General features: G+C 67.6%; 21 protein-coding genes. 16 read left to right on the plus strand and 5 right to left on the minus strand.

Going from position 1 to position 22,678, the window contains the following annotated elements:
- The first annotated feature begins 112 nt into the window (after positions 1 to 112).
- From leuS to FOZ76_RS25225, 10 genes are all read left to right on the plus strand, one after another.
- A complete protein-coding gene (gene leuS / locus FOZ76_RS25185) occupies positions 113 to 2,788 on the plus strand; it encodes a leucine--tRNA ligase (protein ID WP_143951045.1) in 2,676 nt (891 codons plus the stop codon).
- A 64-nt stretch (positions 2,789 to 2,852) separates the two neighbouring features.
- Positions 2,853 to 3,413: an LPS-assembly lipoprotein LptE gene (locus tag FOZ76_RS25190; RefSeq protein WP_170235628.1), complete on the plus strand. Its 561-nt coding sequence runs from the start codon at positions 2,853 to 2,855 to the stop codon at positions 3,411 to 3,413.
- 8 nt (positions 3,414 to 3,421) lie between these two features.
- Positions 3,422 to 4,369: a DNA polymerase III subunit delta gene (gene holA / locus FOZ76_RS25195; RefSeq protein WP_143951047.1), complete on the plus strand. Its 948-nt coding sequence runs from the start codon at positions 3,422 to 3,424 to the stop codon at positions 4,367 to 4,369.
- Positions 4,370 to 4,372: 3 nt separating this feature from the next.
- Entirely contained in the window at positions 4,373 to 5,632 is a 1,260-nt protein-coding gene (locus FOZ76_RS25200) for a glutamate-5-semialdehyde dehydrogenase (protein WP_143951048.1), read from the plus strand.
- A gap of 82 nt (positions 5,633 to 5,714) precedes the next feature.
- On the plus strand, positions 5,715 to 6,137 hold the full coding sequence (locus FOZ76_RS25205) for a CopD family protein (RefSeq protein WP_143951267.1): 423 nt from the start codon (positions 5,715 to 5,717) through the stop codon (positions 6,135 to 6,137).
- A 12-nt stretch (positions 6,138 to 6,149) separates the two neighbouring features.
- Positions 6,150 to 7,673: a THUMP domain-containing class I SAM-dependent RNA methyltransferase gene (locus FOZ76_RS25210; protein WP_246129761.1), complete on the plus strand. Its 1,524-nt coding sequence runs from the start codon at positions 6,150 to 6,152 to the stop codon at positions 7,671 to 7,673.
- Positions 7,674 to 7,862: 189 nt separating this feature from the next.
- Positions 7,863 to 8,222, plus strand: coding sequence for a hypothetical protein (locus FOZ76_RS27760; RefSeq protein WP_211366500.1), 360 nt, complete (start codon positions 7,863 to 7,865; stop codon positions 8,220 to 8,222).
- Positions 8,174 to 8,617, plus strand: coding sequence for a thiamine pyrophosphate-dependent enzyme (locus tag FOZ76_RS27765; protein WP_211366503.1), 444 nt, complete (start codon positions 8,174 to 8,176; stop codon positions 8,615 to 8,617). The genes FOZ76_RS27760 and FOZ76_RS27765 overlap by 49 nt, the downstream gene beginning before the upstream one ends.
- A gap of 223 nt (positions 8,618 to 8,840) precedes the next feature.
- A complete protein-coding gene (locus FOZ76_RS25220) occupies positions 8,841 to 9,938 on the plus strand; it encodes a hypothetical protein (protein WP_143951051.1) in 1,098 nt (365 codons plus the stop codon).
- A gap of 38 nt (positions 9,939 to 9,976) precedes the next feature.
- On the plus strand, positions 9,977 to 11,191 hold the full coding sequence (locus tag FOZ76_RS25225; protein ID WP_143951052.1) for a DUF4214 domain-containing protein: 1,215 nt from the start codon (positions 9,977 to 9,979) through the stop codon (positions 11,189 to 11,191).
- Between the two features lie 19 nt (positions 11,192 to 11,210).
- Here the strand turns inward: FOZ76_RS25225 and FOZ76_RS25230 are convergent, their stop codons facing one another.
- From FOZ76_RS25230 to FOZ76_RS25240, 3 genes are all read right to left on the minus strand, one after another.
- Positions 11,211 to 11,582 (minus strand): MAPEG family protein, encoded by a 372-nt coding sequence (locus FOZ76_RS25230; RefSeq protein ID WP_143951053.1) that lies wholly within the window; start codon positions 11,580 to 11,582, stop codon positions 11,211 to 11,213.
- A gap of 293 nt (positions 11,583 to 11,875) precedes the next feature.
- Positions 11,876 to 12,664: a transporter substrate-binding domain-containing protein gene (locus FOZ76_RS25235; protein WP_143951268.1), complete on the minus strand. Its 789-nt coding sequence runs from the start codon at positions 12,662 to 12,664 to the stop codon at positions 11,876 to 11,878.
- A gap of 86 nt (positions 12,665 to 12,750) precedes the next feature.
- Positions 12,751 to 13,548: an alpha/beta fold hydrolase gene (locus tag FOZ76_RS25240; protein ID WP_170235629.1), complete on the minus strand. Its 798-nt coding sequence runs from the start codon at positions 13,546 to 13,548 to the stop codon at positions 12,751 to 12,753.
- A 160-nt stretch (positions 13,549 to 13,708) separates the two neighbouring features.
- Between FOZ76_RS25240 and FOZ76_RS25245 the strand changes: the two genes are divergently transcribed.
- The gene (locus tag FOZ76_RS25245; RefSeq protein WP_143951055.1) at positions 13,709 to 14,581 is read left to right on the plus strand and encodes a helix-turn-helix domain-containing protein; all 873 of its coding nucleotides are present in this window, start codon (positions 13,709 to 13,711) and stop codon (positions 14,579 to 14,581) included.
- A gap of 45 nt (positions 14,582 to 14,626) precedes the next feature.
- On the opposite strand, the gene FOZ76_RS25250 is transcribed toward FOZ76_RS25245, so the two are convergent.
- Together FOZ76_RS25250 and ffh are read right to left on the minus strand one after the other, a co-directional pair.
- Positions 14,627 to 14,998, minus strand: coding sequence for an MAPEG family protein (locus FOZ76_RS25250; RefSeq protein ID WP_143951056.1), 372 nt, complete (start codon positions 14,996 to 14,998; stop codon positions 14,627 to 14,629).
- A gap of 12 nt (positions 14,999 to 15,010) precedes the next feature.
- Complete coding sequence (ffh, locus tag FOZ76_RS25255; protein ID WP_143951057.1) at positions 15,011 to 16,444, minus strand: signal recognition particle protein; 1,434 nt, start codon at positions 16,442 to 16,444, stop codon at positions 15,011 to 15,013.
- A 29-nt stretch (positions 16,445 to 16,473) separates the two neighbouring features.
- Between ffh and FOZ76_RS25260 the strand changes: the two genes are divergently transcribed.
- The 5 genes from FOZ76_RS25260 to FOZ76_RS25280 all read left to right on the plus strand — a co-directional run bounded on the left by FOZ76_RS25260 (position 16,474) and on the right by FOZ76_RS25280 (position 22,541).
- Entirely contained in the window at positions 16,474 to 17,313 is an 840-nt protein-coding gene (locus tag FOZ76_RS25260) for a cytochrome C assembly family protein (protein ID WP_143951058.1), read from the plus strand.
- Between the two features lie 123 nt (positions 17,314 to 17,436).
- Positions 17,437 to 17,676, plus strand: coding sequence for a PP0621 family protein (locus FOZ76_RS25265; RefSeq protein ID WP_143951059.1), 240 nt, complete (start codon positions 17,437 to 17,439; stop codon positions 17,674 to 17,676).
- On the plus strand, positions 17,673 to 18,248 hold the full coding sequence (gene ampD / locus FOZ76_RS25270) for a 1,6-anhydro-N-acetylmuramyl-L-alanine amidase AmpD (RefSeq protein ID WP_211366506.1): 576 nt from the start codon (positions 17,673 to 17,675) through the stop codon (positions 18,246 to 18,248). The genes FOZ76_RS25265 and ampD overlap by 4 nt, the downstream gene beginning before the upstream one ends.
- Before the next feature lie 196 nt (positions 18,249 to 18,444).
- Complete coding sequence (locus tag FOZ76_RS25275; RefSeq protein ID WP_143951061.1) at positions 18,445 to 21,354, plus strand: ribonucleoside-diphosphate reductase subunit alpha; 2,910 nt, start codon at positions 18,445 to 18,447, stop codon at positions 21,352 to 21,354.
- A 17-nt stretch (positions 21,355 to 21,371) separates the two neighbouring features.
- Complete coding sequence (locus FOZ76_RS25280) at positions 21,372 to 22,541, plus strand: ribonucleotide-diphosphate reductase subunit beta (protein ID WP_143951062.1); 1,170 nt, start codon at positions 21,372 to 21,374, stop codon at positions 22,539 to 22,541.
- Positions 22,542 to 22,678 lie beyond the last annotated feature (137 nt).

The raw sequence follows: 22,678 nt of genomic DNA on the forward strand, positions 1-22,678 counted from the left end.
GCGCCCTGGCCGGCCAGCATCATCGCTCGTCCCACCCGCGCTCTATAATGACGGGTTTCCCCGTCAGCGATGCGCCCCCACGTCCGGCGCGCATCTTCACGAGCAGGCCGCCATGCAGGAACGCTACACCCCCGCCGACGTCGAAGCCGCCGCCCAGCAGCACTGGGAAAGCACCGACGCCTATCGGGTCACCGAACACGCCCACCGTGCCGACGGCTCAGAGAAGCCGAAGTTCTACGCGTGCTCCATGCTGCCCTACCCCAGCGGCAAGCTGCACATGGGCCACGTGCGCAACTACACCATCAACGACATGATGGCCCGCCAGTTGCGCATGAAGGGCATGAACGTGCTGATGCCCATGGGCTGGGACGCCTTCGGCATGCCGGCCGAGAACGCCGCGATCAAGTCCAAGGTGCCGCCCGCGCAATGGACCTACGCCAACATCGCTTACATGAAGAAGCAGATGAAGGCGATGGGCCTGGCGATCGACTGGTCGCGCGAGATGGCCGCCTGCGATCCCGATTACTACAAGTGGAACCAGTGGCTGTTCCTGAAGATGCTCGACAAGGGCATCGCCTACCGCAAGACCCAGCTCGTCAACTGGGACCCGGTCGACCAGACCGTGCTCGCCAACGAGCAGGTCATCGACGGCCGCGGCTGGCGTTCCGGCGCGGTGGTCGAGAAGCGGGAAATCCCGGGCTACTACCTGCGCATCACCGACTATGCCGAGGAACTGCTGGCCGCCGTCAAGGACGGCCTGCCGGGCTGGCCCGAGCGCGTGCGCCTGATGCAGGAGCACTGGATCGGCAAGAGCGAAGGCGTGCGCTTCGCCTTTCGCCACGACATCCGCGACGAGAACGGCGAGCCGATCCAGGACGGCCTGCTGCACGTCTTCACCACGCGCGCGGACACCATCATGGGCGTCACCTTCTGTGCGGTGGCGCCCGAGCACCCGCTCGCGCAGCACGCCGCGCGCGACAACCCGGCGCTCGCCGCCTTCATCGAGCAGTGCAAGCAGGGCGGGGTGTCCGAGGCCGAGATGGCCGCGCGCGAGAAGGAAGGCCTGCCCACCGGGCTCAACGTCACCCACCCGCTCACCGGCGCGCAGGTGCCGGTCTGGGTCGGCAACTACGTGCTGATGAGCTACGGCGACGGCGCGGTGATGGGCGTGCCGGCGCACGACGAGCGCGACTTCGCCTTCGCCCTCAAGTACCGGCTGCCGATCGAACAGGTCATCCAGATCGACGGCAAGGATTTCGACGCCAGCGCCTGGCAGGAATGGTACGCCGAGAAGCCCGGCGTGAACCTGCCCGGCCGTCTGACCCGATCCGGCGCCTACGACGACAAGGACTTCCAGGGCGCGGTGGACGCCATCGCCGCCGACCTCGCCGCCCAGGGCCTGGGCGAAAAGCAGACCACCTTCCGCCTGCGCGACTGGGGCATCTCGCGCCAGCGCTACTGGGGCACGCCCATCCCCATTATCCACTGCCCGGACTGCGGGCCGGTGCCCGTGCCCGAGCAGGACCTGCCGGTGGTGCTGCCGGAAGACCTGATCCCGGACGGCAGCGGCAACCCGCTCGCGCGCAGCGAGAGCTTCCTGAAGTGCCAATGCCCCAAGTGCGGCAAGGACGCCCGCCGCGAGACCGACACCATGGACACCTTCGTGGATTCGTCCTGGTATTTCATGCGCTATACCTCGCCGGGCAGCAACGCCGCCATGGTCGATGCGCGCAACGACTACTGGATGCCGATGGACCAGTACATCGGCGGCATCGAGCACGCGGTCCTGCACCTCCTGTACGCGCGCTTCTGGACCAAGGTGATGCGCGACCTGGGCCTGGTCAAGTTCGACGAGCCCTTCACCCGCCTGCTGTGCCAGGGCATGGTGCTCAACCACATCTATTCGCGCAAGGGCGTGAGCGGTGGCATCGAATACTTCTGGCCCGAGGAAGTCGAGAACATCCACGACGCCAAGGGCGTCATCGTGGGCGCCAGGCTCAAGTCCGACGGCTCGCCGGTGGACTACGGCGGCGTGGGCACGATGTCCAAGTCCAAGAACAACGGCGTGGACCCGCAGGCCATCATCGACGCCCAGGGCGCCGACACCGCCCGCCTCTTCGTGATGTTCGCCGCCCCGCCCGAACAGACGTTGGAGTGGTCCGATACCGCCCTGGAAGGCTCGCACCGCTTCCTGCGGCGCCTGTGGAACTGGGCCTACCAGCAGCGCGAACGCATCGCCGGGCCTATCGGTACCCGGGTCGATTGGCAGGCTGCGCCCTCCTCCGTCAAGACGCTGCGCCGCGACATCCACACCATCCTGCGCCAGGCCGACTACGACTACCAGCGCATGCAGTACAACACGGTCGTCTCGGCCGGCATGAAGCTGCTGAACACGCTGGAGAACGCCGAGCTCGACGACGCCGACGAGGCCGTCGCATCGGCGGTGCTGGCCGAGGGCATGACCGTGCTGCTGCGCGTGCTGTACCCGGTCGTGCCGCACATCACCTGGAAGCTCTGGCACGAACTCGGCTATACGTTCCAGCACGGCGACCTGCTCGATGCGGCCTGGCCCGAGGTCGACGAGGCTGCCCTGGTGCTCGACGAGGTCGAGCTCGTGCTGCAGGTCAACGGCAAGCTGCGCGGTGCGCTGCAGGTGCCCGCCAGCGCGGACAAGGCCGCCATCGAGGCGGCCGCGGCCGCGCATGAAGCGGTCGGACGCTTTCTGGAAGGCCGTCCGCCCAAGCGCGTCATCGTCGTGCCGGGCAAGCTCGTCAACGTCGTCGGTTAACGTCGCGAAGCGGCGCGCCCGGGCACCGCCCGCCGCGCGCTTCGCCTGCTGGAGAGGTGTACGCATGTTTGGACGCCGCGGGCTGCGCGCCCTGTGCCTGGTTGCCCTGTACGGGGCGCTGACCGCCTGCGGCTTCGCGCTGCGTGGCCCGACCGAGCTGCCCTTCGACTCGCTCTACATCAACGTGCCGCCCAATGCCGAGCTGGGCGCCCAGATGCGGCGCCAGTTGCGCGCCAATGCGCCGGCCACGACCATCGTCGAGAATCCGAACCAGGCCGCCGCGCGCCTGGAAATCCTCAGCGAGACGCGCGACCGCCGCGAGCAGGCGCTCACCGCGCAGGGGCGCGTGCAGGAATACGACCTCACCCTGCTCATCAGCTTCCAGGTGGTCGACGACCAGGCCGAGATCCTGGTGCCGCCCACCACCCTCACCACCACGCGCACGCTGTACTACGACGACAACGTCGCCCAGGCCAAGGAAAGCGAGGCCGAGACGCTGTACCGCTCGATGCGCAACGACCTCATGCAGCGCATTCTGCTGCGCCTGTCGGCCCAGGACACGCGCGAGGCGGTACGCCGCGCCAGCGGCGAACGCATGGCTGCGCCGGCGCAGCCGGTCCGCTGAGCCGTACGATGGCCCCCGGTCGCAAGCTGCGAGCAGAGCAGTTCGCCGCCCATCTGCGCCAGGCGGGCGCTGCGCTCGCCCCGCTGTACGTCATCGCCGGCGACGAGCCGCTGCTCGTGATCGAAGCCGGCGATGCGCTGCGTGCGGCCGCGCGCACGGCCGGCTACATCGATCGGCGCAGCGTGGTCATGGACGCCCGCAGCGACTGGCAGGCGCTCGCGGCCGGCGCCGGTTCGGCTTCGCTCTTCGGCGACAAGCCGCTGCTCGAGATCCGCCTGCCCACCGGCAAGCCCGGCAAGTCGGGCAGCGACGTGCTGGTGCACATGGCGCGCCAGGCGCCCGAACTGCAGGGCCAGACACTCACCGTGGTGCAACTGCCGCGGCTGGATCGCACGCTGCGCGCCACCCCCTGGTTCACGGCGCTGGCCGAGACCGCCGTGGTGGTGGAAGTACCCACCATCGAACGCCAGGAACTGCCCGCCTGGATCGGCGCGCGCCTGGCCGCCCAGGGCCAGGAGACCAGCCGCGAGGCGCTGCAGTGGGTAGCCGACCGCGTCGAAGGCAACCTGCTCGCGGCGCACCAGGAGATCCTCAAGCTCGGCCTCATGCACCCGTCCGGCCGGCTCGGCCTGGAACAAGTGCAGGACGCCGTGATGAACGTGGCGCGCTACAACGCGTTCAAGCTGCGCGACGCGATCCAGGCCGGCGACAGCGCGCGCGTGGTGCGCATGATCGATGGCCTGCGCGCCGAGGGCGAGGCCCTGCCGCTGGTATTATGGGCGGTGATGCAGACGTGGTCGCGCACGCCGCAGGCGGTGCCGCCCGCAGTCGTTCGCCACGCGCACGACATCGACCGCCTCATCAAGGGCCTGGCCGTGCCCAACCGGCTCGCCGACCCCTGGCAGGAGCTCACCGCCCTCGCCCTGCGCCTGACCCGACATTCCTTTCGTTCCTGAGCCATGACCGATCTCGCCACCACCCTGCAGACCCTGGGGCAGAACGCCCGCCGCGCCGCCCGCAAGATCGCCGCAGCGCCGGGCGCGGCCAAGGCGCGGGCGCTGCGCGCCATGGCCGATCTGCTGGTCGAATCCCGGCTGGCGATCCAGGCCGAGAACCTGCGCGACCTGGAAGCCGCCCGCCGGCGCGAACTCGCGCCGGCCATGGTCGAGCGCCTGAAGCTCTCCGACCGTGCCATCGAGCTCATGGCCGAAGGCCTGCGCCAGATCGCCGCCATGCCGGACCCGGTCGGCCAGCGCACGGCCACCGAGACGCGTCCGAACGGCATGCAGGTCGGGCGCATGCGCGTGCCGCTGGGCGTGATCGGCATCATCTATGAATCGCGTCCCAACGTCACCATCGACGCCGCCGCCCTGTGCCTGATGTCCGGCAACGCCGCCATCCTGCGTGGCGGCTCCGAGGCGCTGCACTCCAACCTCGCGCTCGCGCGGATCGTGCGCCAGGGCCTGGAGGCCGCCGGCCTGCCGGCCGACGCCATCCAGGTCGTGCCGACCACGGATCGTGCCGCCGTCGGCCTGATGGGCAACATGACCGAGTACATCGACGTCATCGTGCCGCGCGGCGGCAAGGGCCTGGTCGCGGCGCTCGAGCGCGATGCGCGCGTGCCGCTCATCAAGCACCTGGACGGCAACTGCCACGTCTACGTCGACAACCGGGCCGATCTCGCCCAGGCGCAGACCATCGCGATCAACGCCAAGACCTACCGCTACGGCATCTGCGGCGCCATGGAAACCCTGCTGGTGCATGCCGACGTCGCCGCCGAGTTCCTGCCGGCCGCGGGCCAGGCGTTCGAGGCGCGCGGCGTCGAGCTGCGCGGCTGCGAACGTACCCGCCGCTACCTGCCCGAGGCCAAGCCGGCCACGGACGAAGACTGGGCCGCCGAATACCTCGGCCCGATTCTCGCGGTCAAGGTGGTCGACGACCTCGACGAAGCGATCGACCATATCGAGCGCTGGGGTTCGCACCATACCGACGCCATCGTCACGCGAGACCTGAACCATGCCGCGCGCTTTCAGCGCGAAGTCGACTCGGCCTCGGTACTGGTCAACCTGCCGACCTGCTTTGCCGACGGCTACGAATACGGCCTCGGCGCGGAGATCGGCATTTCCACCAACAAACTGCACGCCCGCGGGCCGGTCGGCCTGGAGGGACTCACGACGCTGAAGTGGGTGCTGCTGGGCGAAGGCCAGACACGCGGTTGAGCGCTCCTGCGCACCGACCGCCTTCCCGACGCCGGCTGATGCCGGCGTCTTTTCTGCTCGCGCCACAGGAAACCGCATGCTCATGCTCTGGATCAAAGCCCTGCACATCGTGTTCGTCGCCTCCTGGTTCGCCGGCCTGTTCTATCTGCCGCGCATCTTCGTGAACCTGGCCCAGGCCGAGGACGCCGGGGCACGCAGCATGCTGCTGGGCATGGCGCGGCGCCTGTACCGCTTCATGACCATCCTGGCCTTTCCGGCCATCATCCTGGGTCTCTGGCTGTTCATGATCTATGGCATCGGCCGCTCCCCCGGCAGCGGCTGGATGCATGCCAAGCTGTTGCTGGTGGTGCTCACCATCGGCTATCACCACGGCTGTGGTGTGCTGCTGCGCAAGTTCGAGGCGGGACGCAACACGCGTTCGGCCACTTTCTACCGCTGGTTCAACGAGATTCCCGTGTTGTTCCTGCTCGCGATCACCGTACTCGTGGTCGTCAAACCTTTCTGATCGGCAGACATCGTGGCTGACACGCCCTCCCGCAAGACGCTCTCCATCAAACCCGGCGGCAGCCGCGACGCGGACCCCGACCGTCAGCGCACCGGCTCGCGCGCACACCGGATCGCTCGCGCCACCGTCCGCACGCGCGACGAAGGCGACGAGCAGCGCGCCGGCGAGCGCCGGCCCTACCCACCTCGCGAAGGCAATGACGAGCGCCGCCGAGGTCCGCGGCCCGAGGGCGAAGGCCGACCGTTCGAGCGCCGTCCCCATGCCCCGCGCGAAAACAGGGAGCGCTACGCCGACAGCCGAGGCATCGACGAGCGCCCGCCCCGGGCGCCGCGCGGCGAGGCCGCCGAGCGTCCCTACGCCGGACGCGGTCCGAGGACGTCGTCCGCGGAAACCTATCCGGTATTCGCGCCCTGCCCTCAGGGTCTGGAGCAAGCGCTGGCGGACGAGCTGACCGCGCTGGGTTTCGAGAACGTCAGCGCCGGCCGCGCCGGTTGCCGCTTCACCGCCAACTGGACCGGCATGATGCGCGCCAACCTGCAGAGCCGGCTGGCCACGCGCATCCTCGTGCAGGTCGCCCAGGGCCCGGTGAGCACCGAAGACGATATCCTCGCCCTGGCCCATGCGACGCCGTGGGAGCGCTGGTTCGGCGCGGAGCAGACCCTGCGCGTGGACACCTCGGCCGTGCGCAGCCCGATGCACAGCCTGCAGTACTGCAACCTGCGCGCCAAGGACGGCATCTGCGACCGGCTGCGCGATCGCGAAGGGGCGCGGCCCAGCATCGACACCGTGCGTCCCGACGCCCGCGTCCATCTCTTCCTGGACGAAACCACGGCCACGCTGTACCTGGATACCTCGGGCGAGTCGCTGTTCAAGCGCGGCTGGCGCTATGACAAGGGCGAAGCCCCTTTGCGCGAGAACCTCGCAGCCGGCCTGCTCGCGCTCTCCGGCTGGCACGGCGACACCGCCCTGATCGACCCCTTCTGCGGCAGCGGCACCATCCTCATCGAGGCCGCCTACATCGCCCTGCGGGTGCCGCCAGGCGTGAGCCGGCCCTTCGCCTTCGAGCGCCTGCGCGACCACGACGACTACCTGTGGCGCAGCCTCAAGGACGAGGCGCGTACAGCCATTCTGCCGCGCCTGGAGATCCCGCTGCTCGGCAGCGATCTGGACCCACGCGCGATCGACGCGGCGCAACAGAACGCGGAGCGCGCCCGCTTGACGCCGGATGCGATCAGCTTCGAGATCCGCGATGCGCGCGACATACGCCCGCCCGAGGGCGCGCCCGGCTGGATCGTCACCAATCCCCCGTACGGCGAACGCCTGAGCGCGGACGAGACCGGGCTGTGGGCCGACTGGTCACAGACCTTGAAGGCACATTTCGACGGCTGGCACGTCGACGTCATCACCACCGATCGCGATCTGCCGCGGCATCTGCGGCTGAACGCGCAGCGCCGTACACCGCTGTACAACGGCGCGCTCGAATGCCGGCTGTTCGACTTCGAGATCGTGGGCGGCAGCTACCGCCAGAAGCTCTGAGCGCAGCCCCCACCGGCCGCCGCGCCCGTACCCGGGCGCAGGATTCTAGAATCGCACCCCCGTGCGTTCGATGACCGGCCGCCACTTCGCATCCTCGCGCCGGATGAGCTGCACGTATTCGCCGGCATCGCCGCCCATGGGCAGCAGGCGCGCCACGTCGGGCGAGGGCCACGCTCGGCCGATCTCGGCATGCAGCCGGCCTACGACCTCGGTCGCCAACCCGGCCGACTGGTGTTCGCGGTGGGCACCAGCCTGACCCGGCGTGCCCTGGTCAACCCCATCCTGTCGTACCGCAAGCGCTTCGTGCACCTGAGCAACGACCCCAGGGACCTGCACAAGGGCTACGAAACCGACGTCGCCCTGCTGGGCGACGCCAAACTGGTGCTGGGCCAGTTGATCGAAGCGCTGCGCGACCGGCTGCGCGGGCGGGCGGCGCCCGACGGCACGGTCGTGCGCGAGGCAGCCCGCGCGACCAGATCATCCCGTTCTACCGCGCCACCGTGCCCAACAGCTACCTGGGCTGGGGCAAGTCCCACGGCCTGGGCCTGACCATCGGGGCCAAGCTCGCTAGACCCGACAAACTGTGCGTCAATTTCATGGGCGACGCGGCCTTCGGCATGACCGGGCTGGATTTCGAAACCGCCGTGCGCTGCGACGCCCCCATTCTCACCATCGTCTTCAACAATTCGATCATGGCGTGCGAAGGCGGCCACATGGAACTGTCGCACCGCCTGTACCGCTCGCGCGACATCGGCGGCGATTACGCCGGCCTGGCGCGCGACCTGGGCGGCTGGAGCGAGCGGGTCGAAGAACCCGGGGCGATCGCCGGCGCGCTGCGCCGCGCCTGCGAGCAGACCCGCAACGGTCGGGCCGCGCTGCTGGAAGTGATCACGGCCGAGGAAACGCGCTTCTCGCACCGCAAGCCGGCTCTGCCCAAGGACTAGGAGCCGTCGACGGGCTCCCGGTGGGACATCGGCTTGCCCCGGAGGAGGACACCGGCTTGCCTGTGGCGCAACGCGAAGCGGGCCAGAGTGCGCGGCTTTGCGCGCGCTACGCATTGCACCCGGCCGGCGGGCCGCGCACCATGCGATCTTCACGAACCGAGTGGCGTGCCGGCTTGCCGGCCCTCCGTTGCGGCGCGTGCCCGATCCACTCAGGTCCGCCGCCATGCCACTGCTACAGCCCATACCCATTGCCGCGCCAACCCTGGCCGCCCCCGCGGCGAGCCGGGCTGCGCCGCAGCGCGAGCGACGCCACGGCGCCTCCTCCGTCTTCCCACCATGGCGCGCAAGCGCCGCGCGCGCACACATAGCCATAGCGCGGGCCCGCCGGCCGGGTCGACGTCCGCTCGCCCGGCCGGCGCAGCGCTTTGCCGGTCGTACTACCTGCGGTGCCCGCCTGCTGGGTCTCGCCCTGCTCGCGCTCGCCATCCCGTCTGGCGCACAGGCGAAAGAGGCCGAAATCCACCTGCTCTCCGACCTGCAGCACCTCGAGTTGCGCATCGGGACATCAAGCACCGGTTGTCCGAGCGGCCAATACTGGCACACCGGCAGCGGGCGCTGCAGCACCGCCGTCGCATTGCGCACCGACACCACGTCGCGCAGTTGCGCCTGCAGTTGTCCCACCGGGCAGACCGGCGCCTGCACATCGGCGCAGCAAGGCAGCTACACCGTGTACGGCTGGCTGCTGCCGCCGCACGGCACGGAGCGCATCAGCCACAACGGCACGACCACCTGGCGCAACTGCCAGGTCAGCCGCAGCACCTGCCAGGCCAGCGGCCCCAAGCCCGGCACCGACTTCCCCATCGATCGCTCCTTCACTTCGATGATATGCAGCAGCAGCGACACCGGATACAGCGCCGGAAGCGCGCTGATGGACAACACGTATCGAAACCAGTTGATCAGCTATTACCGGGGATTGGGCACGGCGGGTCGCTGTCCCGAACGGTCCGGCTACACCTACTGGCTGGACGACTGGTGGAGTCGCGCCTCGGCGATCGGCCATCAGAAATTCAACGATGCGGGAGGCGCGGCTGCTGGAAACGTGTATCGGGATTTTTTGAACAAAGAGATGCCTGGAGTATGGGACACAAACATCAGACGGGCCATTGACGCCTCCGCCGCGACCAACAACGAACAGGGTGCCGGCGGCATTGCCGCCGGCAATAACGAATGCCAACGAACCGCAAATCAGCTTTGGCCAGGGCTCGGTGTCAAGGCCGAATATGTCTTGAAATCAGGAAATCGATGCAAGGTTATTTCCTGAGTCGGCCGATCTAATTGACTTTATGTAGAGGGATTCCAATGAGCTACACAAGAAATCAGATCGTCGCAAAGCTGACCTATTTTTATGAAGTCTATCTGCCTCAAGGACCAGGTGAATGGTCACGTCTGGGCGACGCAATCGCCGCTGTTGACGCTGGTTTTTGGTTCATCGACCGAGGTATCGGCACACCAGAAGAGGTGTACGAGCGTGCCTTATTGAACAGCATCGGAGTATCAGGGCAGTACTACAAGGCTTTCCCGAGCAGCCCGGTCGATATATGGGCGATCAACAACCCCGACGCCTACGTCGCATCGATCAAGGCCGACGAATTCGTGGACTTCCTGTATCCCACCGCCGCGCCGGGCGAACGCGCCGCGCTGATCAACGCAGTGCAAAGCGGCAACATCAGCCACGTGGAGATGGTGCAAGGCTGGATCGAAGTAGCCCCCCATAACCCCGCCCCCAACGCCGACGACGTGCTCGAAGCCGTCTACGACGCGGGCAACGGCGCGCTTCCCGATGCCGATCTCGCCTTCGACGGCGTCACCGCCGCGCAGGTCGATTTTCTCGTCAGCATGTACGTCGGCGCCTTCGGCCGCGCGCCCGAGTTCGAGGGGTTGGCATACTGGGCCGGGGACGTGGCCCACTACCTGGAAGAGGGTATGAGCGAGGCCGATGCATTTCGCGCTGTCGCCAAGTCGATGTATCACAGCGGCAGCGTAAGCGGCGAGGCCGGCACCGTCCTGAACAACGAGCAGTTCCTGGAGCTGGCCTACGCCTCGGTGCTCGGACGTCTGCCCGACGCCTCGGGCCGCGACCATTGGCTCCAGGAGCTGGACACCGGCGTCCAGAGCCGCGATGCCTTCCTCTTCACCTTTCTGGTCGCCGCGCTCGGAGCGGACGGCGACCAGTCCTATCTGCACGCGCGACTGGCCGTGGCCAGCCACGCGGCACAGGCCCACGTCAGCGGCCCGGATGCGCCCGGTGTCGATCTGGTGGCGATCCTAGCGGGCGTCGCCGATGCCGGCGACGCCTACCGCGCCATCCTGCATCTGCGTGCAGCCTACGACGAAGGTGCGGCCGGCGACCTGGCGCGTTTCGGCGGCTCGCTCTGGCAGCAGGACCTGCTGTGGGAGGACACGCCCTGGACGCTGCCATCGGCCGCCGCGTCCGGCCATCCGGCGGCGCAGGCGGCCACAGCCGTCGAGGTCGCACTTGCCGGCGCGCTGCCCGCGTACGACGACGGCAGTTGAGCGCGCCTGGGCGCCCGCCTCAGCCGGCGAACACGATCAGGATATTGACGGCGAGCGCCAGGGCCCAGACCAGCGAGCGCAAGGTGCCGCGTTCGGCCACGTAGAACCACACATAGGCCACACGCAGCACCACCCAGAGCAGCATGAGGCGCCCCACGTCCGAAGGGTCGGCGCCGGTGTGCAAGGCGAACAGAACGGCCGCGAAGAAGAAAGGCAGGCCTTCGAACAGGTTGTTCTGGGCGGCGTTGGCGCGTGCCCGCCACCCTTCCTGGCGCGCCAGCCAGGCGCGCGGATCGTTGTTGTCGAACCCTTGGCCTCCGGCCTTGGCCAGGCCCGCGGCTGCGAAGGGCAGCAGGGCCGCGACGATCAACATCCAGGTCACGAGGGTCATGCGGGGAATCTCCGGAAAAAGAGGAAAAGGGGTTTTTCCCTTCAAGGCACAGCGAGACCTGGATGCGAGCACTTTGGCGATAGCCGCCTGCGGCCTCGCCATCAGCGCCGCGCGGCCGGACCCGGCCACGGCAGCCCGACAGGCCGGGACGACGCTGAGACTGCGCGGCGGCCAGGACGTTCCCGCCGCCACGCGGTTGCGGCATCGAGCCCGCCTGCTGCGCGCCGGCGCCTATCGCGCGATCCGGCCAGTCGCATCGGAAGGGAGGCTCGCCGGCGTCGCCAGCAACAACGTCAGAACCCTTCCGGCAGCGATTGTGCCAGCCAGCGCTCCGACATCCGGTTCAGCTCACCCGTACGCTTGGCCTCGCCTATCGCAGCATCGACCTCTGCCAGCAGCCGGGCCTCGCCCTCGTTCACTGCGGCCCTGACCGGAGAATTCATCATGAGGAATTTCTGCTCGGCCTTGCGCGCCGGCTGTTTGGCGAGCACCGTCGCGGCCACGATATTGCCGATGGCGATGAACTCAGCCTGGCCGGACATGAAGGCCGAAATGGTGGACGTGTTGTCCTCGTAGCGCATGACCTTGGTGTCGGCGGCCATGTGCTTGGTCAGCAGCAGATCCTCGATGGTGCCGGCAGTCACGCTCACCGACCGCCCGCCCAGGTCCGACGCCGAGGCCACCGCCGTCCCGACCGGGCCGTATACGCCGACGAAGTACGGCGCATACGGCTGCGAGAAGTCCACCACTTTGTCTCGTTCTTCATTGAAGCCGATGTTCAGCAGCACGTCCACGCGGCCGGTCGTGAGGTACGGGATCTTGTTCGCCGTGATGACCTTGACGAGTTCGGTACGCACGCCCAGGCGTTCGCCCAGCATGCGGGCAAGGTCGATGTCGAACCCCTGCGGCTGCATGTCGGGGCCGACCGAGCCGAACGGCGGATAGTCCTGGACGACAGCCACCCGCACTGCCCCGGCGGCCCGCACCTGGTCCAGCACATCGGCCTGCGCGGAGCCGGCTGCCAGGACCATCGCGGCTGCCGCGAACCTGGCGAACGTCCGCAAGGCACGGCCGCGCGGCATTGCCGACGCTCCCGGCCGGAAAGAGGAGAAGATCTGCATCATGATGAAAGACTCCGATCGTGGTGGGTGGCAAACGAAGTTGGCCTTCAGACGGTGCTGCAGGCCTCGAGGCGCCGCTCGTCGAGCCCGCTCAGAAAGTCGCCCAGCGCGAGGCTGAAGTCCGCCGGCGTTTCCACCATCGGCGAATGGCCGCTGTCGGGCATGACCGCCAGCCGGCTGTCGCGGATGCCGTCGAGCAGCGCGCGCATGTGCGTCATCGTGCGCCCCTGGTCATGAGCACCGTGCACGATCAGCGCGGGGCAGCCGATGCGCCCGAGGTCTGCGCGAAGATCGGTCTCGATCAAAGACCGCTGCACCGCGAGCATGGCCGGCACCGGCGCGGCGCAGGCTCTTGCGACATAGTCCTCGAAGAAGGTGCCAGGAACGGTGTGGAACCAGTTGGCGCTGATCTCCCGCATGGCGGCACTGCCATGTTCGGCGAGCTGCTCGCACCAGGCGCGCGCCATCGCATGGCTGGTCATGGAAGGTCCGGTGCACACCAGCACCAATCCCGAGACGCGCTCCGGATACCGGATGCCGACGAGCTGAGCAACGACGCCGCCCATCGAATGCCCCGCGACGACCGGGCGATCGAGCCCGAGCGCATCGATGAAGTCCGCCACGCGGGCCGCCAGGGCAGGCACGCTGTAGCCCTCGGGAGGCGCATCCGAGCGCAGGAAGTTGTCGATCGCGTAGCCGCTCCAGCCCTGAGGCAGGCCCGCCATGGCGAGTTCCCAGAGTTCGGAGGAGCTGCCGAATCCGCCATGCAGAAAGACGATGGGACGGCCACCGCAGCCGTGGTGGAGATAGTGCACATTGGCACCCCGCAGCGACACGAAGGGCATGATGGCGGCCGACGCGCGTGCGCCGGCAGGACAGTGGGCAACCCGCACACTATGGTCGCCGCCGCGTCGCACGCCCATGCTCGATTTCGATATTTGCATCGAAATTGCGATATAAGTCTTGTTTTTTGGACACACTGGCGGCGCACCGCAGCAGGCACCCATGGACGGATACCGCGAAATCGGCAAGCGCTTGTGCGAATACCGCGAGACGGCCGGCCTGAGCGCCGAACAGGCGGCGCGCGCGGCCGGGGTTTCGCGGGCACTGCTCTATCGCTACGAGGCCGGCAACATCGTCAAGCTGGACGTGCTGGACAAGCTCGCCCGCGTCTATGGCACCTCTCCCACCGCCCTGCTCGGCCTGGGCAACGAATACGTCACCCACGGGCTCCAGTTCTTCGAACGCGTGCAGAAGCTCGAAGCCGCCGCGGAGCAACTGACCGTCGTGTTCGGACCGATCGCCTACCTGCTCACCTCGGAACGCTACGACACGCTGCTCGCCGAGGCGCTCACCCGGGAAAGCGAGATCGGCGATCATCTGACGCCCGCCGAATGCCAGCGCCTGATGCACACGCTCGCTGCCCGCAAGGCGGCTTTCCGCTACCGTTCACCCACCCTGGTCAGCATCGTCCCGCTCGCGGAAGTGAAGCACTACCTCGAGACCGGCATGGGCGGACTGCCCGGCATGGCCTATGCCCGTCGCGCACAGTTGCGCCGTGAAGCCCTGCGCGAGATCCGCCACATGGCGGAGCTGATCGTCTCACCGCCCATGGGGGTGCAGATCGCCCTGACGCCGCACCGACTGCCCACGGCGGGATTCGAGCTGATGCGCGCGGGCGGGCGCAGACTGCTGGTCAACAGCCCTTTCCGTATTGCCGAGCCGACCAACCTGCGCTACGGCGTGGCCACCGTCACCGAGGACCCGGCTGCGTTGCGCATGTACGCACAACTGGCCGACCGCCTCTGGGAGAAAGCACTCAAGGCGGGCGCTGCCGCCGACGAACTGCACCGTCTGATCCAGGCCCACGACGGTTGACCCGCTGGCACGCCGCCGTCGCGGTGGCCCGACCACGCCGAACCGTCAGCCCGCAAACACGATCGCGATGTTCAATGCCAGCGCCAGCGCCCATACCGCCGAGCGCGGCAGGCCGAGGTCCGCGAGGTAGCAGCCGATGTAAGCCAGGCGCAACACGATCCAGGCCAGCATCAGCCAACCCACCGTGCCGGGCGCGGCGCCGGCGTACAGCGCGTAGAGGACCGCGGCGAAGAAGAACGGCAGGCTTTCGAAGAGATTGCTCTGGGCTGCGTTCGCGCGCGCACGCCAGCCCTGTTGCCGGGCCAGCCAGCCGCGCGGATCGTTGTTGTCGAAGCGCTCGCCGCGCGCCTTGGCAACGGTTGCGGCAAGCAGCGGCAGCAGGGCCGCGAGAATCAGCAGGTAAGCCACCGCGTTCATGCCGTCGTCCCCCTATTTCATCTTGAACCCGCCGGGCAGCTTCATGCCGCCCAGGCCGCCCAGCCCCTTCATGCCGCCCATCGCGCGCATCATCTTGGCCATGCCGCCCTTCTTCATCTGCTTCATCATGCCCTGCATCTGGTCGAACTGCGAGAGCAGGCGGTTGACCTCCTGCACCGGCACGCCCGAGCCCGTGGCGATGCGGCGCTTGCGCGAGGCCTTGAGCAGTTCCGGCTTGGCACGCTCGGCCGGCGTCATGGAATCGAGGATGCCGCGCATGCGGCGCATCTGCTGCTCGGCCTGGCCGCCCTTCAACTGGCCGGCGGCCTGGGCGAACTGGGCCGGCAGCTTCTCCATGAGCGAACCCATGTCGCCCAGCTTGGAGACCTGGGCGAGCTGGTCGCGGAAATCGTTGAGGTCGAACTTCGAGCCCGACTTGAGCTTGGCGGCGAGCTTCTGGGCGTCCTGCTGGTCGATCGCCTGCTGCGCCTGCTCGACCAGGGAGACGATGTCGCCCATGCCCAGGATGCGCTGGGCCATGCGTTCGGGGTGAAAAGGCTCCAGGCCGGTGAGCTTTTCCGAGACGCCGACGAACTTGACCGGCCTGCCCGTGACGTGGCGCACCGACAGCGCCGCACCGCCGCGCGAGTCGCCGTCGAGCTTGGTCAGCACCACGCCCGTGAGCGGCAGCGCGTCGTTGAAGGCCTTGGCCACGTTGACCGCGTCCTGACCCTGCATGGCATCGACCACGAACAAGGTCTCGATGGGCTTCAAGAGGGCGTGCAGGGCGCTGATCTCGCGCATCATGGCCTCGTCCACGCCCAGGCGGCCCGCCGTATCGACCAGCAGCACATCGTAGTGATAGCGCCGTGCGTGCTCGAGCGCGTTGCGCGCGATCTCCTCGGGCGACTGCTCGGTGTTCGACGGCAGGAAGTCCACCCCGGCCTGGGCCGCGACGGTGCGCAGTTGCTCGATGGCGGCGGGACGGTACACGTCGGCGCTCACCACCAGCACCTTCTTCTTGCCCGTCTTGCGCCCTTCGTGCGTGTGCAGCCCTTCGCGCAGCCAGCGCGCGAGCTTGCCGGTGGTGGTGGTCTTGCCCGCGCCCTGCAGGCCGGCCATGAGGACGATGGCGGGCGGCTGCTGGGCCAGCGAGAGTTCGGCCGCGTAGGGGCCGAGATCGCCGCCCATGAGCGCGGTGAGCTCGCTGTGCACCACGCCGACCAGGGCCTGGCCGGGCGTGAGACTGCCGACGACCTCCTCGCCCAGGGCCTTTTCCTTGACCTTGGCCACGAAGTCGCGCACCACCGGCAGGGCGACGTCGGCCTCCAGCAGCGCCATGCGCACCTCGCGCAGGATTTCCTGCGTGTTGGCCTCGGTCAGGCGGGCCTCGCCGCGCAGGGTCTTGACGACGCGCGACAGACGGTTGGTGAGATTGTCTAGCATGAATGGGAATCGCTTACACTGGGACGGTTATGGGAATTGTATTGCACACACTCGCCGCTCTCGGGTATGCGCTGCTCGGCCTGCGCCCGTGGCGCGCGCTCGCCGGACACGCCGGCACGCTCGCCACGCCGACCGAGAAATCCCTGCTCGGCCTGGTGCTGCTGATACACGGCGCCGGGCTGTACGCAGCGATGGTGGGCGATGGCGAACTGCGCATGGGCCTGGGCCTGGCGCTCTCGGCCACGCTCTGGCTGGGCATACTGGTGTTCTGGCTCGAAAGCTTCATCATACGGGTAGACGGCGTGCGGCTGGTGCTGCTGCCGCTGGCCGCGCTCGCCGCGCTGATGCCGGTCGCCATGCAGCACCCGATCAGCATTCCCCATACCGGCACGCCGTGGCTGGCCGCGCACCTCACGGTTTCGCTGGCCGCCTACGGCATCATGACCATCGCCGCGCTGCATGCGCTGCTCATGGCGGCGGCCGATCGCCGCCTGCACAGTCCACAGCCCACGGCCGACAGCGCCGGCATGTCGCCGGCCTGGGGCCGGCTGTTCGACGCGATCCCGCCGCTGCTGGTGCTCGAACAGGTGCTGTTCCGGCTGATCTGGATCGGCTTCGTCCTGCTCACGCTGGCCGTGCTCACCGGCGCGGCCATGTCGCGGGCGCTCGGCGGCCCGCTCCTGCCCTTCGACCACAAGACAGTGTTCACTCTGCTGTCCTGGATCACTTTCGGCACCTTGCTGCTCGGCCGCTGCCTGCGCGGCTGGCGCGGGCGCGTCGCGGTTCGCTATACACTCGCGGGCTTGATCCTGCTGCTGCTGGCCTATGCAGGCAGCCGTTTCGTACTGGAACTCGTACTTCAGCGTTGACGTCCTCCCCGCCCTGAAGGCCGGGGTCTCCCGAGACTGGCGCTCGACGTCCCGAGTGGGGCATGGCCATCGGCTGCGCCCTTTTCCTCCCCGGCCTGGATGCCGGGTTTCTCGGAGCATTTGATGAGCAAACTTCTCTTCTGGGCCGCCGTCGTCATCGTGGGCCTGCTGGTGATGCGGCTCATGGCCCGCCATGCGGCTGCGCGCACCACCGCGGCCCGGCGCACCAGCCGCAGCCGGCGCTTCGAGCCGATGGCGCAATGCGCGCACTGCGGCGTGCACCTGCCGGCCAAGGATGCCATCCAGCGCAACGGCAAGCACTGGTGCTCGGAAGACCATGCGCGCCTGGGGGCGCCGCGTTGACCCCCTTGCGCCTGGACCGGCGCGGCTGGCTGCTGCCCGGCCCGGACGTGCGGCATGCCCCCTCGCCCAACTGCGATGCGCGGCCTGCCGGCGAACCCATCCGTCTGCTGGTCGTGCACAACATCAGCCTGCCGCCCGGCGAGTTCGGCGGGCCCTATGTCGAGCAGCTCTTCACCAACCGGCTGGACCTGAACGCCCACCCATGGTTCGCCCGATTGCAGGGCTTGCACGTGAGCGCGCACTTCTTCGTGCGCCGCGACGCGCAAGTCGTACAATTCGTGCCCGCCGATGGGCGGGCCTGGCACGCGGGCGTGTCGTTCTTCGCCGATCGGCAGCGCTGCAACGACTTCTCGATCGGCATCGAGCTCGAGGGCACGGACACCCTGCCCTACACCGATGCGCAATATGCGCGGCTCGCGCAGCTCACCCGGGTGCTGCGCAGCCGCTACCCGCTGCGTGCCGTGCGTGGACACGAACACATCGCGCCCGGCCGCAAGACCGATCCCGGCCCCGCTTTCGACTGGTCGCGCTACCGGCGCGACACAGCCCTGCCGGCCCGTCTGCTGCCGTGAGCGCGCCCAGCGTCCGGGGCAGACCGCCGTGCTGCAAAAAGTTGCGTTCTTTTATCGTCAGACTTGCATCGAATTGTTAATGGCCCCTTGGGGGCACGCTTGTGCCCTCTGGCCCCCACCACTACAATTAGTGCCTGAACACCCAACGAAGCACTACCCATAGTGTGGTTGCTGCTTCGACTCTCCAGGAGCCCCCATGCAATCCACTTCTCCTGTGGCTGGCGCCGCGCCCGCCCCGCTCCGTCCGTCCAACCCTGCCAACACCCCGTCCGCCGACAGCCCTGCGTACCAGGACTACAAGACCCTGCGCCGCAACGGCTCGGTGGTGCCCTTCCAGCCCGGCAAGATCGCCGTGGCCATGACCAAGGCCTTTCTCGCCGTCAACGGCGGGCAGGGCGCGGCTTCCGCGCGCGTGCGCGAGCTGGTCGAGCAACTCACGCAGCAGGTCGTGGCCGCCCTCATGCGCCGCCAGCCGGGTGGCGGCACCTTCCACATCGAGGACATCCAGGACCAGGTCGAACTCGCCCTGATGCGCTCGGGCGAGCATGATGTCGCCCGTGCCTACGTCCTGTACCGCGAGAAGCGTGCACAGGAGCGCGCGGTCGCCGCCCAGGTGCAGGCCGAGCATGGCCAGGTCAACGTGCTGGTCGACGGCGAGCGCCGCCCGCTCGACATCGCCAGCCTGCAGGATCTGATCGTATCGGCAGGCCAGGGCCTGACCGAGTATGTCGACACCGACGCGATCCTGAAGGAAACGGTCAAGAACCTGTATGACGGTGTTTCCCTGGACGAGGTGCTCAAGTCCGCCATCCTGGCCGCGCGCTCGATGATCGAGAAGGACCCGGCCTACAGCCAGGTCACCGCGCGACTGCTGCTGCACACCATCGGCCGCGAAGTGCTGGGCCAGCACGTGAGCCAGGCCCGGATGGCCGAGCGCTACAAGGACTACTTCCCGCGCTTCATCGCCAAGGGCATCGAGAGCGAACTGCTCGACCCCGAACTCGCCAGCTTCGACCTGACGCGCCTGGCCAATGCGATCGAAGCCGACCGCGACCTGCAGTTCAACTATCTCGGCCTGCAGACGCTGTACGACCGCTACTTCCTGCACGTGCGCGGCCAGCGCATCGAGATGCCGCAGGCCTTCTACATGCGCGTGGCCATGGGTCTGGCCCTGCGCGAGCAGAACCGCGATGCGCGCGCGATCGAGTTCTATCGCCTGCTCTCGAGCTTCGACTTCATGAGCTCGACGCCCACGCTGTTCAACGCGGGCACGCTGCACTCGCAGCTCTCGTCGTGCTATCTCACCACGGTCTCCGACGACCTCGAAGGCATCTACGACGCGATCAAGGAGAACGCCCTGCTCGCCAAGTATGCCGGCGGCCTGGGCAACGACTGGACGCCGGTGCGCGCGCTGCGCAGCCACATCAAGGGCACCAACGGCGAAAGCCAGGGCGTGGTGCCGTTCCTGAAGGTGGTCAACGACACCGCCGTCGCGGTGAACCAGGGCGGCAAGCGCAAGGGCGCGGTCTGCACCTACCTGGAGACGTGGCACCTGGACATCGAGGAATTCCTCGAGCTGCGCAAGAACACGGGCGACGAGCGCCGCCGCACGCCCGACATGAACACCGCCAACTGGATTCCCGACCTGTTCATGAAGCGCGTGATGGAGAACGGCGAGTGGACGCTGTTCTCGCCCTCCGATGCGCCCGACCTGCACGACAAGGTCGGCCGTGAATTCGAGGCCGCCTACACCGCATACGAAGCCAAGGTCGAGCGCGGCGAGCTCACGCTCTTCAAGAAGATCCCCGCCATGTCGCTGTGGCGCAAGATGCTCTCGATGCTGTTCGAGACCGGCCATCCGTGGATCACGTTCAAGGATCCGTGCAACATCCGCTCGCCGCAGCAGCACGTGGGCGTGGTGCACAGCTCCAACCTGTGCACCGAGATCACGCTGAACACCAACGACAGCGAGATCGCCGTGTGCAACCTGGGTTCGGTGAACCTGGTCGCGCACCTGAAGCAGCAGGACGACGGCAGCTACGCACTCGATCACGAGAAGCTCAAGCGCACCATCGGCACCGCGATGCGCATGCTCGACAACGTGATCGACATCAACTATTACGCGGTACAAAAGGCGCGCAACGCCAACGAGCGCCATCGTCCCGTGGGCCTGGGCATCATGGGCTTCCAGGACTGCCTGCATGCGATGCGCGTACCCTATGCCTCCGAAGCCGCGGTGCAGTTCGCCGATACGTCGATGGAAGCCGTGTGCTACTACGCCTACTCGGCCTCGTGCGATCTCGCCGCCGAGCGCGGCGCGTATCAAAGCTTCAAGGGATCGCTGTGGGATCGCGGCATCCTGCCGCAGGACTCCATCGCCTTGCTGCGCGAAGAGCGCGGCGGCTATGTGGATGTCGATGCAAGCAGCACGATGGACTGGGACTCGTTGCGCGCGCGCATCAAGGCCCATGGCATGAGGAACAGCAATTGCGTAGCGATTGCCCCAACCGCAACGATTTCAAATATCATCGGCGTATCCGCGTGCATCGAGCCGACCTACCAGAACCTGTACGTGAAATCGAACCTCTCCGGCGAGTTCACCGTCGTCAATGAGTACCTGGCTCGCGACCTGAAGAAACTGGGTCTGTGGGACGAGGTCATGGTTGCCGACCTGAAATACTTCGATGGCTCGCTCGCCAGGATCGATCGCGTCCCTGCGGAGCTGCGCGCACTCTACGCCACGGCCTTCGAGACCGACCCGCGCTGGCTGGTCGAATGCGCCTCGCGTCGCCAGAAATGGATCGACCAGGCCCAATCTCTGAACATTTACATGGCAGGCGCCTCGGGCAAGAAGCTCGACGAAACCTACAAGCTCGCATGGCAGCGTGGTCTGAAGACCACCTACTATCTGCGCACGCTGGGTGCGACCAGCGCCGAGAAGTCCACGGGCCGCGGCGGCGAACTGACCGCGGTGTCCATGGCAGCAGGAGCTGGCGCAGCCGCCAGCGCTGCGCCGATGTCCCTGCCCGAGCCTGAAGTCCTCGGGGCGGCATGCACCATGCGACCGGGTGATCCCGGGTTCGATGAGTGCGAGGCCTGCCAGTAATCACGAGGATCAACGACATGCTTTCCTGGGAAGAAGACACCCCGACACCCAAGCCCACCCACGACCCGTCCGCCACCGGCGCGACGGGCGGCGAGCCCCGCCTGGCCGCGCACGCCATGGACAACGACGTCGCCCAGCCGCCGCAGGCGGCGGCTGCGGCCGGCGCCAGCCAGCGCGTGCGCATGGCCGACAAGCGCATCATCAACGGCAAGACCGACGTCAACCAGCTAGTCCCCTTCAAATACAAGTGGGCCTGGGAGAAGTACCTGGCCACCTGCGCCAACCACTGGATGCCGCAGGAAATCAACATGTCGCGCGACATCGCGCTGTGGAAGAACCCCAACGGCCTCACCGAGGACGAGCGGCGCATCGTCAAGCGCAACCTGGGCTTCTTCGTCACGGCCGACTCGCTCGCGGCGAACAACATCGTGCTGGGCACCTACCGGCACATCACGGCACCCGAAGCGCGCCAGTTCCTGCTGCGCCAGGCCTTCGAGGAAGCCATCCACACGCACGCGTACCAGTACATCGTCGAAAGCCTGGACCTGGATGAGGCGGAGATCTTCAACGCCTACAACGAAGTCCCGTCGATCCGCGCCAAGGACGAGTTCCTGATCCCCTTCATCGACGCCATCGCCGATCCGAACTTCGTCACCGGCACGCCCGAGGCCGACCAGAAGCTGCTGAAGTCACTGATCGTGTTTGCGTGCCTGATGGAAGGCCTGTTCTTCTACGTGGGCTTCACGCAGATCCTCGCGCTGGGCCGGCAGAACAAGATGACGGGCGCCGCCGAGCAGTACATGTACATCCTGCGCGATGAATCCATGCACTGCAGCTTCGGCATCGACCTCATCAACACGATCAAGCTCGAGAACCCGCACCTGTGGACGCCGGCGTTCCGCGAAGAGATCCGCGAACTGTTCAAGACCGCTGTCGAGCTGGAATATGCCTACGCCGAGGACACCATGCCGCGTGGCGTGCTCGGCCTGAATGCGCCCATGTTCAAGTCCTATCTGCGCTTCATCGCCAACCGGCGGTGCCAGCAGATCGGTCTCGAGCCGCTGTTCGGCCAGGAAGAGAACCCCTTCCCCTGGATGGCGGAAATGATCGACATCAAGAAGGAGCGCAACTTTTTCGAGACCCGTGTCATCGAGTATCAGACGGGTGGTGCGCTGAGTTGGGACTGACGCGATGGCCGGTGCCGGCCATGGCTCCCTCCCTGCTCCATGCTCCCGAGCCTGGGCTCATGACACTTCGGTAAACGCGTGCGAACCGCGGGTTTTCTGCGGCCGTGCGCGGTGCCATCTGATATGGCTCACACCCT

The sequence above is a fragment of the Verticiella sediminum genome (assembly GCF_007558815.1).
Classification (GTDB): domain Bacteria; phylum Pseudomonadota; class Gammaproteobacteria; order Burkholderiales; family Burkholderiaceae_B; genus Verticiella; species Verticiella sediminum.